Source organism: Hyphomicrobium sp. MC1 (genome assembly GCF_000253295.1).
Classification (GTDB): Bacteria; Pseudomonadota; Alphaproteobacteria; order Rhizobiales; family Hyphomicrobiaceae; genus Hyphomicrobium_B.
Genome location: NC_015717.1, coordinates 1,282,867 through 1,297,187 on the forward strand (window position 1 = coordinate 1,282,867; position 14,321 = coordinate 1,297,187).

The following is a 14,321-nucleotide window of genomic DNA, read 5'->3' on the forward strand; positions in this document are numbered from 1 at the left end:
TTTGCGGCGCGCAAACCCTTTGACAGAAAATCGCGAGTGGCAGATTGTTAGTCCGCGCTGGACGGGGACCCATAACGTCTGGGAGTGTTCCATGCGTAAAGTGATCTTGGCAGCAAGTGTGTTTGCTGGCGTCCTTACTGCTCTTGGAAGTTTCGCTTCGGTCAGTTCTGTTGCGGCTGCGAATTTCGTAGCGCCGATACCTAAACATCAGAGTGTCGCGATGAAGGTCACCCATCGCCGCTACTGGTATCCCGGCTATTACGCGTACTATCCATCTTATCCGGCTTATCCTGCTTACGGGCCCTACTATTACGCGCCGCCGCCGCCGGTCGCGTATGCGCCTCCCGTCGTCTATTATCCTGGCCCTCGCTACTATCCTGGCCCGGCCGTCTATCCACCCTATGGAGCCGTCAGGTATGGGCGTCCGTATGACTCGTTATATGTGGGATGGTGAAGGCGTGTTGAGGCGTCGGCCGAACGGACCAATGGCCGACGCTCTCCATTCGTTTGCTAGTTTGGCCGTTGGTCGCGTTTGGCCTGCGCTCTGGCATTCGCTTTGAGGATGCTGCCGATCTTGGCGCCGGGCGTGCGAACACGTTTTGGCGCGCCACCCTTGTCTTTTTGACCGGCACCCGCCGTTTGTCCGCCAGAGGGATGGTGAGCAAATTTGTTTTCCCGGTGAAGCGCCAGCGCCCGATGTGCCGCTTCGACGTGGTCGGCTTTGACTTCGAGCGCATAGATAAGAGCGCGTTCTTTTTTTACGCGCTTCAGAGCATGGGCGAAGACCTGCTTTCGTCTTGCGGGATGCTCCGCCGTACCTGGAAAGCTCTTGCCGCGTTTGTCCGCGGTGCCTTTGGTCTCGCGACGCTTTTGGCGCGTGAAGGTTTTTTCTTTGTCGCGAAATCCTTCAAGACGCTGCGCCAAGTTCCGAAGCCCGTCTTTGTCGAGATCATAAATTGCCGGGTGATGCGACGACTTAACGACTTCGTATTCGTCGTGGCTGAGAAGGCTTCTTTCGTCCTTGTTTGAGAATGACATGACGCTCACACCCTATTGGTTATAATGCGTGTTCGTATGATAGGTGATCATCAGCATAGCCATGATGATGGCCGAGAAGAGCCCCGCCAGCGCGCCGAGCAAAACGGGCATTTGGCCAAGAACGTCGCCATAAAGGTCGTGTGCCGCCAGGCTTCCGGCAATTGAGGCGATGGCCGAATACGTGACGACAAGACCCGGCACGCGCGTGTCGTCAGCGCCAAATCCGGCGCCAAGAAAAATCACTTTATAGCGGATGATGCTGGCCACCGTGGTTGCAACCAAGCCGGCAATGATCGCAATTGTGCGGGAACTCAATTCTGTGCCGCTCAGCACCAAACCGATGAGCGCGCCGATAGCTGTCGCGACGAGGATAACAATTATGAGGCTGGCGGAGATTGTACCGGGTTTTCGTACTGGCATGACCGCTCCCTATATTTTTTTATTTGAAAAGGCGCAGTCTGATTGGTTTCCAGGCTAGTCAAGGAAGCAGCGCGCGAGCGGACGTGATCCATTCAGGGCGTTGGTAAAGGAAAAGGAAGCGAGTTTCCCATCGCGGCGAAAGCACACGCGTGCTTCGCTATGGTCGACATACAGCCCATTTGGGCATGGGCTTTGCGAGCGGTTAGCGCGCAATTTTAATCAGTTGTCGTCAGTTCGGTGCGGCTCGGACCAACCGGCAAATGCAATGTGGACCAATCAATTAGCATTTGCGGGCGGCGAAAACCGACGTTCGGCTTGTCGTCTGAGTTGGTCGGCTGGGCCGACGAACGTTTACCGGCAGTCCTGCCTTGGGCCGCATTCCCGTGAGATCAGCCATGCAATCCCGTGCATGGACAACTTGCTGGCTGCGCTGCATGACCCGCCGCTCAAATTTCATGAGGCCGCGCGAGCTGCGCGTTTAGCGTTATGGCACTTTGCACGTACAGTTCCGATGAACTCGCCGAGGTTCAGCGCATCCTCCAAGAGATCATTGCTGAGGCTCAGGCGTCCCCGGATAGCCCTGATGTCGAAGAAATCATCGAGCGGCTGTTCGACTTGGCCGATCACGGCGAGCGCGATCCGGAAAAGCTGCGGGCGTCGGTGCTTCGCAAGGCCGCCTAAACCGCTCGTGATGCGCTGTGGCGCAAATCGAATTTCCAACTCGTAGATTAACAGCAGCAGCCGGACGACGCGATCGTCGCCCGGGTCAGACGCCGTCACAGTCGTGGTGCGTGGTGGAGGGGTAACGACGCCTGTTCCATTTGCGGATCATTCGCGGGGCGCCTGCGGCCCTTGATGCGCCGGTTGCGATTGCGTCGGCTGATCCAGCGAGCGGTCGGCCAGCGTCGTCGGGCGTTCGGGATGTCCGAGACCGATGAGGGTTGCCAAAAGGACGACGCCGAATGCCGCGCCTGCGAACATCATGAACCCCGGACCGATACCGGCTTTATCGAACGGATCTTCTATTCGCTGTTGCTGATTGCGCTTCTCAGTGTCGGAAAAGCGCGGGTCTGACCACAGAGCCATGTTTTCCTCCATCGTTTTTATTTTGATACAGAGGATCAACGTGTCGTGGCTGACGGGGTTCCAGCCCTGGCTCTGTGTGCAATGCAAAATCGAAATTAGCGAAGGAAATTGCGCTGAACCGGCATAATGTCCGGTATTCGACGAAAACTTGATTGCGCCCTGCCATACGAAATGCACGATCATTCATCGACGACATCCACTCAAGAATGGTGCGTCGATATACATGCGGTGCGTTTGTTTCTTACTAGGGAGAAAGTTTCATGCGTTGTACCATTTTCATTTTGTCATTCGCCACTTTGTTCGTTGCAGCTTCAGCGCAGGCGCAAACGCCATTGAGCGACGCCGATTGCGAAGCGACGTGGAAAGCAGCAGGCGGAGTTGATCTCACGGCAGACACAGCGAAACCTTTTATCGCAAGTTTCGATCAGGTCGACCTCGACCACAACGGCGCGATCAACTGGGAAGAGTTCAAGGCGGGTTGCGCGAAAGGATTGATCACGAAGTGACCGGCGACGTGCAATATGTTGACCCAATGGCTTTCTGATTTTCTCATAGCCATTGCTCGGAACGAACGCCTTGCGCCGACGGCGTGAAAGGCGTCAATAGACGTCAGCCTTGCTGGGGGAGCTTTTCCTGCCAGCAAGGCTTTCCGGTGCGGTTTCATTTTTATGAGGCACCCATGCCCTACGCCGTGAATGACGACCTGCCGCCGTCGGTGCGCGATCATCTGCCGGACCATGCGCAAGACATTTTTCGTGCCGCTTTCAATTCGGCTTTCGAAGAATACGCCGGCGATGAAGAGCGGGCTTTTCGCGTGGCTTGGGGGGCGGTGAAGCGCATGTACGTCAAGGAAGGCGGTCAGTGGGTTCCGCGCGGCGTTCCGGGATGATCCGGCTTTATAATGGGCAACCGAACTGAAGCTCATGGCGACTGATAATGGCGGCCGCTTTTGCTCACAGAGGTCGAGGATTTAAAATCTGATACTCGCCAGGGCAGCGCTTCCGGTTGTTGCAAGCTAGGCACTACAAAAAAGCCGAACTGAATTTCCCTGGCTGAGATATAAGTCTGGCATTATCCAATCCAGCAGAAACGAGGTTGAGGAAATGCCGACGTATAAAGGTGAGTGCTTTTGCGGAGCTGTAAAGGTAGAGGCGACAGGCGCGCCTGATGCGATGGGCTATTGCCATTGCAATTCGTGTCGCGCGTGGTCGGCGGGGCCCGTCAATGCATTCACGCTGTGGAAGCCGGATGCGGTCCAGGTGACGGAAGGCGCCGAATTCATCGGCATGTATCAGAAGACACCGGTGAGCGAGCGACAGTACTGCACGAAATGCGGCGGTCACGTGATGACCAATCATCCGCCGCTTGGGCTTGTCGACGTTTACGCGGCGATATTGCCGACGTTGGCTTTCAAACCCGAAGTTCATGTGAACTATGCTGAGACGGTTTTGCCGATGAAGGACGGACTTCCCAAGCTCAAGGATTTCCCGAAGGAGTTCGGCGGCTCGGGCGAGGTTATCGCTGAGTGAGGCTCGGCCTTTGCGGCTCGCACTTTAGATGATGAGCGCTCGCTTCGGCGGGCGCTTTTTCTTTTGCGGATGTCGGCTGCAAGCTGCGCGTCGCGATGACGTTCGAAGCGGTGTGTCAGCAAGTCGAGAGAGGCGGCAATCCGCAATACGGCCGCAATGAACATGCGATGAATGTAAGGCGGCGAAACCGGTTCGTGCCGCGGCGGCGCACGGTCTCATAGCATTTCGTTCACGTTGCCCCATTTACGAAACGAAACGCAGCGGCGCCCGAGTGAAACAAATTCCGGGGTGTCTGCGTTCTGCGCTCAGAAGACGGCGGGCCACCCGCCGAAGGAGGAAGAAATGAGAAAATATATCGGGCTCGCCGCCGCGTTGGTTTCGGCTCTGCCGCTCATGACGTTCGCGACCAGCGCTGACGCGGGCGGCCGGCATTATCATGGCGGCTATCACAACGGCTGGCATGGCCGCTATGGACGTGGCTATGGCCGCCATTGGCATCGCGGACGCGGGTATTGGCACAACGGGCGCTGGATTGCGCTCGGCGTCGGTGCGGCGATTGCCGGCGCTGCTGCCGCAAGCGCTTACGATGACTGCTATTGGCGTCACGGCCGCCGCTACTGCTACTAAAGTCTCGGTCTTTTCCGTTCAGACTAATGCCCCGGACCGTCAAGGCCGGGGCATCTTTTTGCCCGACTGCTGCCATCAGGTGCGTATAGCCAGCTTCCTGACGCTGGGTTTTGCACAGCCCGCCTGTGCAATACTCGATTTATGTGGACTTCGTGGCTGTCGACGTTGGCCTAAGGTTCCGCCTTATGCTGGGTTGCCCTCAGTTGTGGGAGGTTGCGTTATGTTTAGCACGAAGTTGGTTGCGTCCGCGTTCATCGTTCTGGCGTCTGCCAGCGGTATCGCGGGAGTCAGCACGTCCGCGCCGGACGCGCTCAAGCCCCAAAACATCCCGATAGCACTCGACAACAATTCTTTGCTTGTTGCGACACTGGCGAACGGCGAAATCCAGACGCATTGGATGCCGCGCACCGCGTGCGAGCAGGTCGAGGCGGCGGTCGCGTCCGGAGACGCTGTAGCCGGTATCAGACCCGACGGCGTGAGCGTCTACATCGCGAAGGCCAACTGCAGCACGCGCCGGATCGAGGTCGATCCTGCCGCTGTCACGCTCAGCAGCGCGTCTCCAATCGAGCAGTGAGCGCTCGGTCGTCGGCTTCATGCAGGGATCAAAGCCGGTTTGCCGGTTAGGCAGGCAATGAGTTCGGCTTCGTCGTGAATACCCGTCCGCCGCAGGATGCGAGCAAGACCGTCACGCGCAGCGGGCATCGAGATGGCAAGCGCTTGGGCTGCGCGGTCAAGCGAGAGACCTTGCGCCAGCAGCGAGAGCAGCCAACTCTCGGCGATGCTCACCGGATGATGGCGCAGGAGCGTTTCGGCGGGTGAACGCTCCGCTGTATCGAACGCTTTGACGAAGACTGCAACGCGCGCGCAGCAAGAGACGCCGACCGGCAGCCTTACGTGCTCGTCGATATGCGCAACCCACACGGCCAAAGATTTCGTTCCGCATCCCTTGATGATGATCGGCGGCCCGCGGCGCGAACAGGTCGAGCGGCCGCGGCCAGCATCGGCTATGGCTTGGCGCAGCAGACTGTTGCCGTGATTTTCGCGGGCGGCGAGTTCGTCTTCGAGACAAAGCAGGGCGCAGCCGTCGAGTAATTTTTCTCCCGCGGTATTCGCGTGCAGGATTTTGCCGGAGCGGTCTGTGAGGATGATGCCGACGCGCATCGGGTCGAACGCCGCCGACTTACAATGGTGCGCGAGCGGCATGTAATCTAGAAGCTGTGCGATTGCGGTCGCGCGGCGAATGTACGGCGCGAGGGCAGAAAATATTGCGATGTCCTGCGGGACGTAGGGGCCGGTAGCGTCCGGGCGCGCAATCATCAGCACGGAGAATGATCTGGCGGACTTCGAGATCGGGACGATGGCGACGTCATCGAGTCCTTCGGGGCGAAGGGTTCTTTTGTGCCAGAGCGAGTTACCCACCTCCTTGCTGCCGAAGAGTGCTCTCGTCGTAAATGCCCTCTCGACTCCAAGCAGCCAGACAGCGGGAAGCGCAGGGCTCAAGGGCGCCGTCGCGACCATTGCCCGTTCAAGACGTGTGCTGACGTTCCAGCTCGCTTCCATGCGTGCGCTGTCGCCGGGTGTCTGGGAAACGATTGCGGCTGCGCAGCCGCGGATCAATCGGGCGGCGCTACTGAGGGCAGTGGCCCAGCGGCTCGGGTCCATCGAGCAATCGTAGATGTTGTTGAGGAAATTGAGGGGGGCGCGAGTAGTAGCGCAATCGACCTCTACCAAAGGCCCCCCCCTGTGATGAAAACATAAACGCTAGAAATCAATAGGTGGCTGCAATGCAGCAATTCTCAAACGGTGCTGCGCTGACCTGCATCACCCATTTGGATAATGAGAAAGAAACTTTTGTCTGATCGTTACCGGAAGTCCACCAATTAATCAGTGTGCAGTCTTTTTTCCGTGCACAGCGCGGATTTGATCGCCGTTTATTGATTTCTTGACATACAAAGTACGGATTGGGATCAGGCGGCCGTACGGCTGGCGTTGTCTGGTCCGTTCAGGATTTTGCGGATGACGTTGGCAGGCTCGGGGCGATTGAAGAGGAAACCTTGCACGGACGTGCATCCGTATTCCTTGACGATGTCGAGCTGCTCGTTGGTCTCGACACCTTCGGCGGTGGTGAGCATGCCGAGCGTTCGGGCGAGATCGACGATCGTGCCCAAGATGGCGCGGGCCTCCATCGAGACGGCGAGGTCGCGCACGAACGAACGGTCGATCTTAATTTTCTGGAATGGCACTTTCGTTAGCGAACTGAGAGATGAATAGCCCGTGCCGAAATCGTCCATCGCGATTTCGACACCCAGATCGCAGACCTGATGGAGGACGTGAGTTGCGCGCTGGATATCCTTCATGATCATCGATTCCGTAACTTCGATGGTCAGACGGTGGCTGGAGAGTCCAGATTCCGCCAGCGCGGCTTTGACGGTTTCGACGAAGCTTTCGGATTCGAGTTCGACCACGCTGATGTTAACGGACACGCTCATATGCTCGGGCCACGACATGGCCTCGATGCACGCCTGACGCAGCACTTTCGCGCCGAGTTCGGCGATCATGCCGATTTCCTCGGCAATCGGAATGAAGTCTGCGGGGGAGGCGAGCCCAAGGCGCGGATGCTGCCAGCGAAGCAGCGCTTCGGCGCCGATAGGCATCATTGTCGTGACGCCGTAGATCGGCTGGTAATGCAGCTCGAATTCGTTGTTGGTGATGGCCTCGCGGATTTCTGCTTCGAGTAAATTGCGGGCTTTGACCTTCGCATCGAGTTCGCGCTCGAACAGGCGGAATGTGCCGCGCTGATCTTCCTTGGCGGCATAAAGGGCGAGGTCGGCCAGCCGGAACAGCTCGTTGGGATCGCAGCTGTCATCGGGGGCCATCGCGATGCCGATGCTGCCGCCGCAGATGACGTCCTTACGGCCGAGGCGGATCGGCTCGTTCAGGATCGTGATCAGGCGCTGGGCGAGCTTGGTGACGCTGGAGGGATGGTCGAGGTCGATCACGAGCACGGCGAATTCATCGCCGCCGAGACGGGCGACCGTATCGCTTTCGCGCAGCGCACCGGTCAAACGGTCGGCAACGACTTGCAAGAGTTCGTCGCCCGCGGCATGGCCGAGGGTGTCGTTGACGACCTTGAAGTTATCGAGATCGAGCAGCAGCAGCGCCATGCGATCGCCGCGCTTGGCACGCGCCATTGCAAGCTGCATGCGCTCGGCGAGGAGGTGACGGTTTGGAAGCGACGTCAGCGCGTCGTGGCGCGCCATGTAGGCGGCTTTGCGGTCAGCCTTGCGGCGTTCCGTGACGTCGATCGCCGCGATCAGGAGGGCGTCGCCGCCCTCGTGAATGAGCGGGCGAACGTAGACTTCGACTTCCATCGAGCGGCCGTCGCGACGATAGTGCTTGAACAGCTGTGCTTCTTCAGTGGGCAGAATGTGCGGGATGCCGTGATCGTGCGGCAGGTTCAGATCGCCGTTTTGAATGTCACGGAGCGATAGCAGCGAGAAATCCTTGCGGGAATAGCCGTAGTGCGCAATCGCGGCGGTGTTGACGGCGAGGATCGCCTGCTTATCGCGACTGACGACGAACATCGGCAGCGGGTTGTTTTCGAATAGCAGCCGGATCGAGGCCTCGCGCTGCTTCATCTCCGTGATGTCGATACGCAGACTGATCAAGCCGCCCTCGCTGGTGCGGCATTCTTCGATCAGATAACAGCGGCCGTTGTCGAGAAGCTGCTCATGCGAGGCCGCTGGGATTTCGAGGTTTTTGATGCGCTCGGCGAGCCAGGCTTCTTCGCGGCCGAACGCCTCCGGGTACATCTGCCGTTCGAGGCCGATCCTCAGCGCTTCCTCAAGGCTGCGGCCGACGGCAATCGTGTCGCGAGCGCGCTGGTAAATCTCAGCGTAGCGCTTATTCCAGGCGACGTAGCGGTTCTCGGCGTCGAGGATGACGATGCCTTCGGGAAGGATATCGATTGCTTCCTTGAGCCGGTGGTGGGCTTTCTCGATTTCGGCATTTTGAGCCGACATCGTATGCTCCTGGGCTCGCAGGTGGTCGTTCAGTTCGTCGCGCAGGGCGATCTCAGCGGACAGACGTTCCTGCAGGCGGGACTGAGAGTCGATCGCTTCGGCAAGCAGCATCACGATCATGAAGACCGTCAGCGTCCTGAGCTGCATGAGCTGAGTGTCGGTCAGCCAGGATACGTCATTAAACTGGATGCCGACGCGAATGCCGGCTGCCGTCGCAACGAAGAGCATCGTCGACATCATTAGCGCTGCGGCCGAGGTCGCGTTGGGGCCGAGCCGGCAGGCGATCAAGACGAGCACCGGCAGAACCACAAAGCCAAGGGGCTTTAATGCGATGACGATGACCATTGCACAGGCGAGCGCAGCGAACAGGGCATAGGCTTCCCATGCTGCGGTGGAGGACGGCGGCCCCTGACTTTCCTGGCGCAAGCGCACGAGCGCCGGCGTTACCAGCAGTAGGCCAAGGAGATCCGCAAACAGCCACGAGCTGAAGACGCGCCAGCTTATAGCCCCCGTCGTCAAGTTCGAGACGATCGAGGCCGCGATGGATGACAAAAGCGCGCCTGCGGCGGCGGCGATCGAGAAGGAGATCAGAAAGCGGACACTGCGGAATTCGAAAGGCTCAGACTCCCTGAGCCGCAGAACGTGGAAAGCCGTACAGAGTTCGATGGTGTTCGTCAGCGCAAAGCCGACATTGGCCGCCGCTCCGCGCAGAGCGAAGTAATTCGCGATGATGTTTGCGACGAGGACGGCCGATAAAATCTGCTGCCGCCGCCACGGACGTTTCGCAAGAACGAGCGCAGCAAGCACGATGCCGTTCGCAGGCCAGATGGTGGCGACGCCGTTGCTGTCCTGGGTGAATGCGGCCGAGAGATAAGCAACAATTCCGAAGATGACGGCCACGGCAACCGCATTGGTGAGGCCTTCGCCATCGGTGATGTGCAGAGTTCTCAATCGAGAGAATGTCCGGACCCCGCTAACCGACATCAGAAATGCTTTCGTTCCCCAACGGACCTATCGTCCGCCTATTCCGATTTTCTCAATTGTTCCGGAATTGCGTTGGAGAGAGAGTTTCCAAAAATAAACGAAGACACTCTCGTTCCATATCACCCGACTTGCGGTCAGGCTGAGGCTTTTAGATTAATTTTGGGTCAAGGGCATGATTGTAGGAGCGCGTGCGGATAAATTTTTGGCGCGAATTTGGAAGGTGTTAGCGCCTACGGCGAGACAAAAGTAAAGAATTGATTCACGAAAGTCGGATGGAGCGCGGCGGGCTGCGGACCGGAGCACTGAGGAGGGCGGCAGGGGCTTTGTCGCCACCCACCCGGGATTGTCGGCGGCGGCCGAACAAACCCTGTTCCTCAAGTTCGATCTTGTAAATCAGCACAGAATACCAGATCGCGCCGATAATGACGCCCAAGGCCAATTGGCCGAACACGATCGGCAAAAGGAACGTCTCGGCGATTGTCACGGCGTAATTCGGATGCCGGATCAGCCGGTAGGGACCGCGGTCGACTACGGGGGCATTGTCGAGCGTAATGATGCGGTGGGTCCAATATCGGCCGAGCGAGCCGATAACCCAATATCGGATGATTTGCAGAATGCCGTAGAGAATTGCGAGCGAGATATAGATTTCCGCGTTCGGCGCAATCAGGAAGAATATGGCTGCAATCCAAGCTAAATGCGTCGTCGCCACGACGGGATAATAGGAGCGGCCGATTTCGCGTGCTCCGGCGGAGAGTAGTCGGCTGGTATTTCGCTGCGAATAAAGTTCTTCGAGACCGCGCTGCGCGAGCAGAAGTAGGGCAGCGATCTGCGGCCAGCCGAGAGAGTCGATGATCATGACGAAATCTCCGAAATGAAAAGCTAGAGGTCGAGCGCTGCGAAATACGCGGAGAAGCCGGGTCCGAACGCGGCGAGAAGATGCAAGCCTTTGTCGTTCTGGCGGATCGCGCGAGCGAGAATGAAGAGCGCGGTTGCCGACGACATATTGCCGAAGTCGCGGAGCACGGCCCAGGAATGAGCAAGATCGGATCGGTCAAGGGTCAGCACATCTTCCGCCGTTTCGAGAACCTTCCGGCCGCCGGGATGAAACAGATAGCCTTTGAAATCGGAGAGTTTCAGGTCATGGCGTTCAAGGAAGGCGTTCGCGACGGGCGCGAGGTTGGCGCGCATCAGGGCGGGCAGTTCGGGGCTCAGCACCACGCCGAAGCCGTCCTCTTTCACGTCCCAGCCCATGATGTGGCGAGTGTCGCGCCAGAGATGTTCGCCGGATGCAATGAGCGCGGGTCGCTGCATACCTGTTCGACCCGAGGGCGCGCGACTTCCGTCGTCGGATGCACGCAAAACGACCGCTGCGGCGCCATCGCCGAATAGCGCTGAGGCAACGAACATCGTCGCGCTGGCGTCATTCGGGCGGATGCACAGGCTGCAAAGGTCGACGGTGATGAAAAGAACATTCCGGCCGGGTTGGGCTTGCGCGAGGCGGGCCGCGCGCGAAAGTCCGGCGACGCCACCGCCGCAGCCAAGACCGAAGATCGGCAAACGTTCGACCGTGGGAGAAAAGTCCAGCCGGTTCATCAGCAATGCGTCGAGGCTCGGGATCGCCAGGCCCGTGATCGTGTTGGTCACAAGGGCGTCGATGTCGGAGAGCTTCAGACCGGCGCGAGAAATCGCTTCGAGAGCCACGCGCTCCATGAGGTCGAGTGCACTGCTTTGATAAGCAGCGGTGCGTTCTTCCCACGAATGCCGCTCGCGATACCATGACATCGGCTGGCACATGTAGCGGTGTGCGACGCCGGTATGAGCGAAGAGGCTGTTCAGGCGCGAGAACTGCGGAAAGACCTCGGCCGCGTTGGCGAGCACATCCTCTTGAGCGTAGCGCCGCGACGGATTGGCCGTGGCAATCGACAGGATCTCGACGGGCAGGGCTGCGGAAGCGCGCGGGAGGCCGAGGCGGAGTTCAGGCTTGTTGATTGGTAGAAGTGTCATGAGCAGACTTTTTCTATGCCGGCACTAAGGCCGAGCGCTGAATGTCCGGCGGCGGGCAACCGGCCCACGCGGGCTGAACGACTGCGGCCGTCGATAGAATTGCGAACAGAAGGATGAGAAACGTCGGTCGCTTCGTTTGCATGACCGTCTCCATCTCTTTGGCAGGAGAAGCCCGGGCCGGCAGCGGGTTCGTGGGCGTTTGTCGATCCGGCGGTCCATCGCGGCTGTTCCCTGGGGAACAGCCTGGCGCGCTCGAAGGGGGGCGTTCGGCCGCAGCACGCGTAAAAAGCCCAAAGTATCGGCGCTAAACCGCGAGCTATGAGCGTGAGACAGTTCGCACTTGCAAAATCCGGGCGCGTGACATCTCGACTTGGAACGATTTCCGTAAGATACGCGGTTACTCCAGTTGCTGCAGCGCACGTTGCGCGATGCAGCGAAGCGAGAGGGGAGGCTTCCGCGTGGAGGCAAACGCCAACGGATTCGACAATGTGAATGCCGCTCCGGCGACGTTGACGCGCGGACAGGTGCGCCTCGTGCTGTTCGCGCTGGCGATGGGCGGCTTTGCGATCGGGACGACTGAATTCGCGGCGATGAGTCTATTGCCGTATTTCGCCGCCACGTTCGGCATTACCGAACCGATGGCTGGGCATGCGATCAGTTCCTATGCGCTCGGGGTTGTCGTCGGGGCGCCGGTGATCGCGGTGCTGGCGGCGAAGTGGCCGCGGCGGAAACTGCTGCTGGCGCTGATGGCCTGCTTTGCCGTCTTCAATGTCATGACCGCGCTTTCGCCGACCTACGGAATGATGGTTGTGTTCCGCTTTCTGAGCGGCCTGCCGCATGGCGCTTATTTCGGCGTGGCGATGCTGGTTGCTGCTTCGCTCGTGCCGCCCAATGCGCGGGCGCAGGCGGCGTCACGCGTGCTGATCGGCCTGACGATTGCAACGATCATTGGCGTACCGGTTGCGACCTGGATGGGGCAGGCACTCGGGTGGCGCGTCGGCTTCGGGATCGTCGGTGTGTTGGCACTGCTGACGGTGCTGCTCGTCTCAATCTTCGTACCGCGCGATGAGCCGATCGTGGGCGCGAGCATGATGCGCGAACTCGGCGCGCTGAAACGGCCGCAAGTCTGGCTGACGCTCGGGATCGGTGCGATTGGTTTCGGCGGTATGTTCGCAGTCTACTCGTATCTGGCGACCACGCTGGTTGACGTGACGCACGTCGAGCCTGGCGTCGTGCCGATCGTGCTGATGGTCTTCGGGCTTGGTATGACGATCGGGACGTTCGTCGCCGCGTGGCTCGCAGACAGGGCGCTGATGGCGACGGCGGGCGGCCTGCTGGTGTGGAGTGCGTTCTGGCTGGCGGTCTTTCCGTTCGCCACCGGGAATATCTACGCCGTATCGTTCGTCGTGTTTATGATCGGCTGCGGCGGTGCATTAGGCGTTCCGTTGCAGACGCGGCTGATGGATGTCGCCGACGATGCTCAGACACTTGCAGCATCGCTCAATCATAGCGCGTTCAACACGGCGAATGCGATCGGGCCGTGGCTTGGAGGATTAGCGATCTCGTACGGGTACGGCTGGAGTTCGACCGGCTGGGTCGGCGCAGTGCTTGCTGTCGGCGGGATGGTGTTCTGGGTGATTTCGGTGGTAACCGACCCCAAACACGGTCAGCACGTCCGGCATCATCTACCCCAGGCCGCGCCCGGGGAGTAGCACAAGGCCGTCATGCCGACGGAGGTCGGCACCCAGACAACGATCCACACATGCAATGTTGCGGGATGTATGGATCCCGGCCTGCGCTGGGATGACGTCATTGTGCGTTTTTTTTTGTCGGGTCAGTTCATGTGCCAGCCGTGGCTGACGATGATGCTTTCGCCGGTCATGGCGTTGGTCTTGAAGGCGGCGAGGAAGAGGGCGACCTCGGCGATGTCGGTCACCATCGTGAATTCCTTGTCGACGGTTTCGCCGAGCATCACTTCCTTGATGACACGTTCTTCCGTGATGCCAAGCTCGTGCGCCTGCTGCGGGATCTGCTTGTCGACGAGCGGCGTGCGCACGAAGCCGGGGCAGATGACGTTTGAGCGGACGCCGTGCTGCGCCCCTTCCTTCGCCATGACGCGGCCGAGACCGAGGATGGCGTGCTTGGCCGCAACGTAGGCCGACTTCAGGGGTGAGGCCTCGTGACTGTGGACCGAGCCCATGTAGATCAGCGCGCCGGACTTCTGCGGATACATGTATTTCACGCAGGCTTTAGTCGTGAGGAACGCGCCATCGACGTGGATGGCCATGATCTTCTTCCAATCGGAGAACGGGAATTCCTCGATCGGGTGCACGATCTGGATGCCGGCGTTCGAGACGAGAATGTCGATGGTGCCGAAGGCTTTCGCGGTTTTCTCGGCACCGGCGTTCACCTGATCTTCGTTCGAGACGTCCATGGCGACTGCGATGGCTTCCTTCTCGCCGCCGAGTTCCTTCGCGGCGGCAGTGGCAGCATCGAGGTTCAAGTCGGCGATGGCGACGCGGCCGCCCGCTTCGACGTAACGCCGAGCGATCTGATGGCCGATGCCGCTTGCGGCGCCCGTGATGAGCGCGACTTTGCCGTCAAGTTTCAT

17 protein-coding genes are annotated in these 14,321 nt (G+C 59.4%); 8 read left to right on the top strand and 9 right to left on the bottom strand.

All coding sequences use genetic code 11. The features are described 5' to 3' along the window. Positions 1–91: 91 nt before the first annotated feature. Positions 92–454: a hypothetical protein gene (locus HYPMC_RS23950; RefSeq protein WP_013947005.1), complete on the top strand. Its 363-nt coding sequence runs from the start codon at positions 92–94 to the stop codon at positions 452–454. Positions 455–510: 56 nt separating this feature from the next. Here the strand turns inward: HYPMC_RS23950 and HYPMC_RS06255 are convergent, their stop codons facing one another. Further along, the gene (locus HYPMC_RS06255) at positions 511–1,038 is read right to left on the bottom strand and encodes a hypothetical protein (protein ID WP_013947006.1); all 528 of its coding nucleotides are present in this window, start codon (positions 1,036–1,038) and stop codon (positions 511–513) included. 12 nt (positions 1,039–1,050) lie between these two features. Then, positions 1,051–1,458 carry a hypothetical protein gene (locus tag HYPMC_RS06260; protein WP_013947007.1) on the bottom strand — a complete coding sequence of 136 codons (408 nt, stop codon included), beginning with the start codon at positions 1,456–1,458 and terminating at the stop codon, positions 1,051–1,053. 486 nt (positions 1,459–1,944) lie between these two features. Between HYPMC_RS06260 and HYPMC_RS06265 the strand changes: the two genes are divergently transcribed. Next, a complete protein-coding gene (locus HYPMC_RS06265; RefSeq protein ID WP_024275625.1) occupies positions 1,945–2,139 on the top strand; it encodes a hypothetical protein in 195 nt (64 codons plus the stop codon). Positions 2,140–2,286: 147 nt separating this feature from the next. Here HYPMC_RS06265 and HYPMC_RS24150 read toward each other — a convergent pair whose 3' ends face one another. Continuing rightward, entirely contained in the window at positions 2,287–2,544 is a 258-nt protein-coding gene (locus HYPMC_RS24150) for a hypothetical protein (RefSeq protein ID WP_155831198.1), read from the bottom strand. Between the two features lie 260 nt (positions 2,545–2,804). Between HYPMC_RS24150 and HYPMC_RS06275 the strand changes: the two genes are divergently transcribed. The 5 genes from HYPMC_RS06275 to HYPMC_RS06295 all read left to right on the top strand — a co-directional run bounded on the left by HYPMC_RS06275 (position 2,805) and on the right by HYPMC_RS06295 (position 5,274). Beyond that, positions 2,805–3,050, top strand: a complete 246-nt coding sequence (locus tag HYPMC_RS06275; RefSeq protein ID WP_013947010.1) for an EF-hand domain-containing protein — start codon at positions 2,805–2,807, stop codon at positions 3,048–3,050. Between the two features lie 173 nt (positions 3,051–3,223). Continuing rightward, complete coding sequence (locus HYPMC_RS06280) at positions 3,224–3,433, top strand: ChaB family protein (RefSeq protein ID WP_013947011.1); 210 nt, start codon at positions 3,224–3,226, stop codon at positions 3,431–3,433. Positions 3,434–3,647: 214 nt separating this feature from the next. After that, positions 3,648–4,073: a GFA family protein gene (locus tag HYPMC_RS06285; protein WP_013947012.1), complete on the top strand. Its 426-nt coding sequence runs from the start codon at positions 3,648–3,650 to the stop codon at positions 4,071–4,073. Between the two features lie 342 nt (positions 4,074–4,415). Then, entirely contained in the window at positions 4,416–4,700 is a 285-nt protein-coding gene (locus HYPMC_RS06290; protein ID WP_013947013.1) for a hypothetical protein, read from the top strand. A 220-nt stretch (positions 4,701–4,920) separates the two neighbouring features. Next, positions 4,921–5,274: a hypothetical protein gene (locus tag HYPMC_RS06295; RefSeq protein ID WP_024275627.1), complete on the top strand. Its 354-nt coding sequence runs from the start codon at positions 4,921–4,923 to the stop codon at positions 5,272–5,274. 17 nt (positions 5,275–5,291) lie between these two features. Here the strand turns inward: HYPMC_RS06295 and HYPMC_RS06300 are convergent, their stop codons facing one another. The 5 genes from HYPMC_RS06300 to HYPMC_RS24865 form a co-directional block, all read right to left on the bottom strand. Next, positions 5,292–6,431, bottom strand: a complete 1,140-nt coding sequence (locus tag HYPMC_RS06300) for a PAS domain-containing protein (protein WP_013947015.1) — start codon at positions 6,429–6,431, stop codon at positions 5,292–5,294. A gap of 236 nt (positions 6,432–6,667) precedes the next feature. Then, positions 6,668–9,673 carry an EAL domain-containing protein gene (locus HYPMC_RS06305; protein ID WP_024275629.1) on the bottom strand — a complete coding sequence of 1,002 codons (3,006 nt, stop codon included), beginning with the start codon at positions 9,671–9,673 and terminating at the stop codon, positions 6,668–6,670. A gap of 292 nt (positions 9,674–9,965) precedes the next feature. Further along, complete coding sequence (locus tag HYPMC_RS06310; RefSeq protein WP_013947017.1) at positions 9,966–10,562, bottom strand: isoprenylcysteine carboxyl methyltransferase family protein; 597 nt, start codon at positions 10,560–10,562, stop codon at positions 9,966–9,968. Positions 10,563–10,585: 23 nt separating this feature from the next. Then, positions 10,586–11,710 (bottom strand): type III polyketide synthase, encoded by a 1,125-nt coding sequence (locus tag HYPMC_RS06315; protein ID WP_013947018.1) that lies wholly within the window; start codon positions 11,708–11,710, stop codon positions 10,586–10,588. 13 nt (positions 11,711–11,723) lie between these two features. Beyond that, entirely contained in the window at positions 11,724–11,852 is a 129-nt protein-coding gene (locus HYPMC_RS24865) for a hypothetical protein (protein WP_013947019.1), read from the bottom strand. Between the two features lie 316 nt (positions 11,853–12,168). On the opposite strand from HYPMC_RS24865, the gene HYPMC_RS06320 reads away from it, so the two are divergent. Continuing rightward, positions 12,169–13,422: an MFS transporter gene (locus HYPMC_RS06320; RefSeq protein ID WP_013947020.1), complete on the top strand. Its 1,254-nt coding sequence runs from the start codon at positions 12,169–12,171 to the stop codon at positions 13,420–13,422. A 122-nt stretch (positions 13,423–13,544) separates the two neighbouring features. Here the strand turns inward: HYPMC_RS06320 and HYPMC_RS06325 are convergent, their stop codons facing one another. Further along, entirely contained in the window at positions 13,545–14,321 is a 777-nt protein-coding gene (locus HYPMC_RS06325; RefSeq protein ID WP_013947021.1) for a 3-hydroxybutyrate dehydrogenase, read from the bottom strand.

Coding starts and splice junctions, on each gene's coding strand:
- HYPMC_RS06285 (WP_013947012.1), top strand. CDS start 3,648: ATGCCGACGTATAAAGGTGAGTGCTTTTGCGGAGCTGTAAAGGTAGAG.
- HYPMC_RS06255 (WP_013947006.1), bottom strand. CDS start 1,038: ATGTCATTCTCAAACAAGGACGAAAGAAGCCTTCTCAGCCACGACGAA.
- HYPMC_RS06280 (WP_013947011.1), top strand. CDS start 3,224: ATGCCCTACGCCGTGAATGACGACCTGCCGCCGTCGGTGCGCGATCAT.
- HYPMC_RS06295 (WP_024275627.1), top strand. CDS start 4,921: ATGTTTAGCACGAAGTTGGTTGCGTCCGCGTTCATCGTTCTGGCGTCT.
- HYPMC_RS06290 (WP_013947013.1), top strand. CDS start 4,416: ATGAGAAAATATATCGGGCTCGCCGCCGCGTTGGTTTCGGCTCTGCCG.
- HYPMC_RS23950 (WP_013947005.1), top strand. CDS start 92: ATGCGTAAAGTGATCTTGGCAGCAAGTGTGTTTGCTGGCGTCCTTACT.
- HYPMC_RS06325 (WP_013947021.1), bottom strand. CDS start 14,321: ATGAAACTTGACGGCAAAGTCGCGCTCATCACGGGCGCCGCAAGCGGC.
- HYPMC_RS06315 (WP_013947018.1), bottom strand. CDS start 11,710: ATGACACTTCTACCAATCAACAAGCCTGAACTCCGCCTCGGCCTCCCG.
- HYPMC_RS06260 (WP_013947007.1), bottom strand. CDS start 1,458: ATGCCAGTACGAAAACCCGGTACAATCTCCGCCAGCCTCATAATTGTT.
- HYPMC_RS24150 (WP_155831198.1), bottom strand. CDS start 2,544: ATGGCTCTGTGGTCAGACCCGCGCTTTTCCGACACTGAGAAGCGCAAT.
- HYPMC_RS06310 (WP_013947017.1), bottom strand. CDS start 10,562: ATGATCATCGACTCTCTCGGCTGGCCGCAGATCGCTGCCCTACTTCTG.
- HYPMC_RS06275 (WP_013947010.1), top strand. CDS start 2,805: ATGCGTTGTACCATTTTCATTTTGTCATTCGCCACTTTGTTCGTTGCA.
- HYPMC_RS24865 (WP_013947019.1), bottom strand. CDS start 11,852: ATGCAAACGAAGCGACCGACGTTTCTCATCCTTCTGTTCGCAATTCTA.
- HYPMC_RS06265 (WP_024275625.1), top strand. CDS start 1,945: ATGGCACTTTGCACGTACAGTTCCGATGAACTCGCCGAGGTTCAGCGC.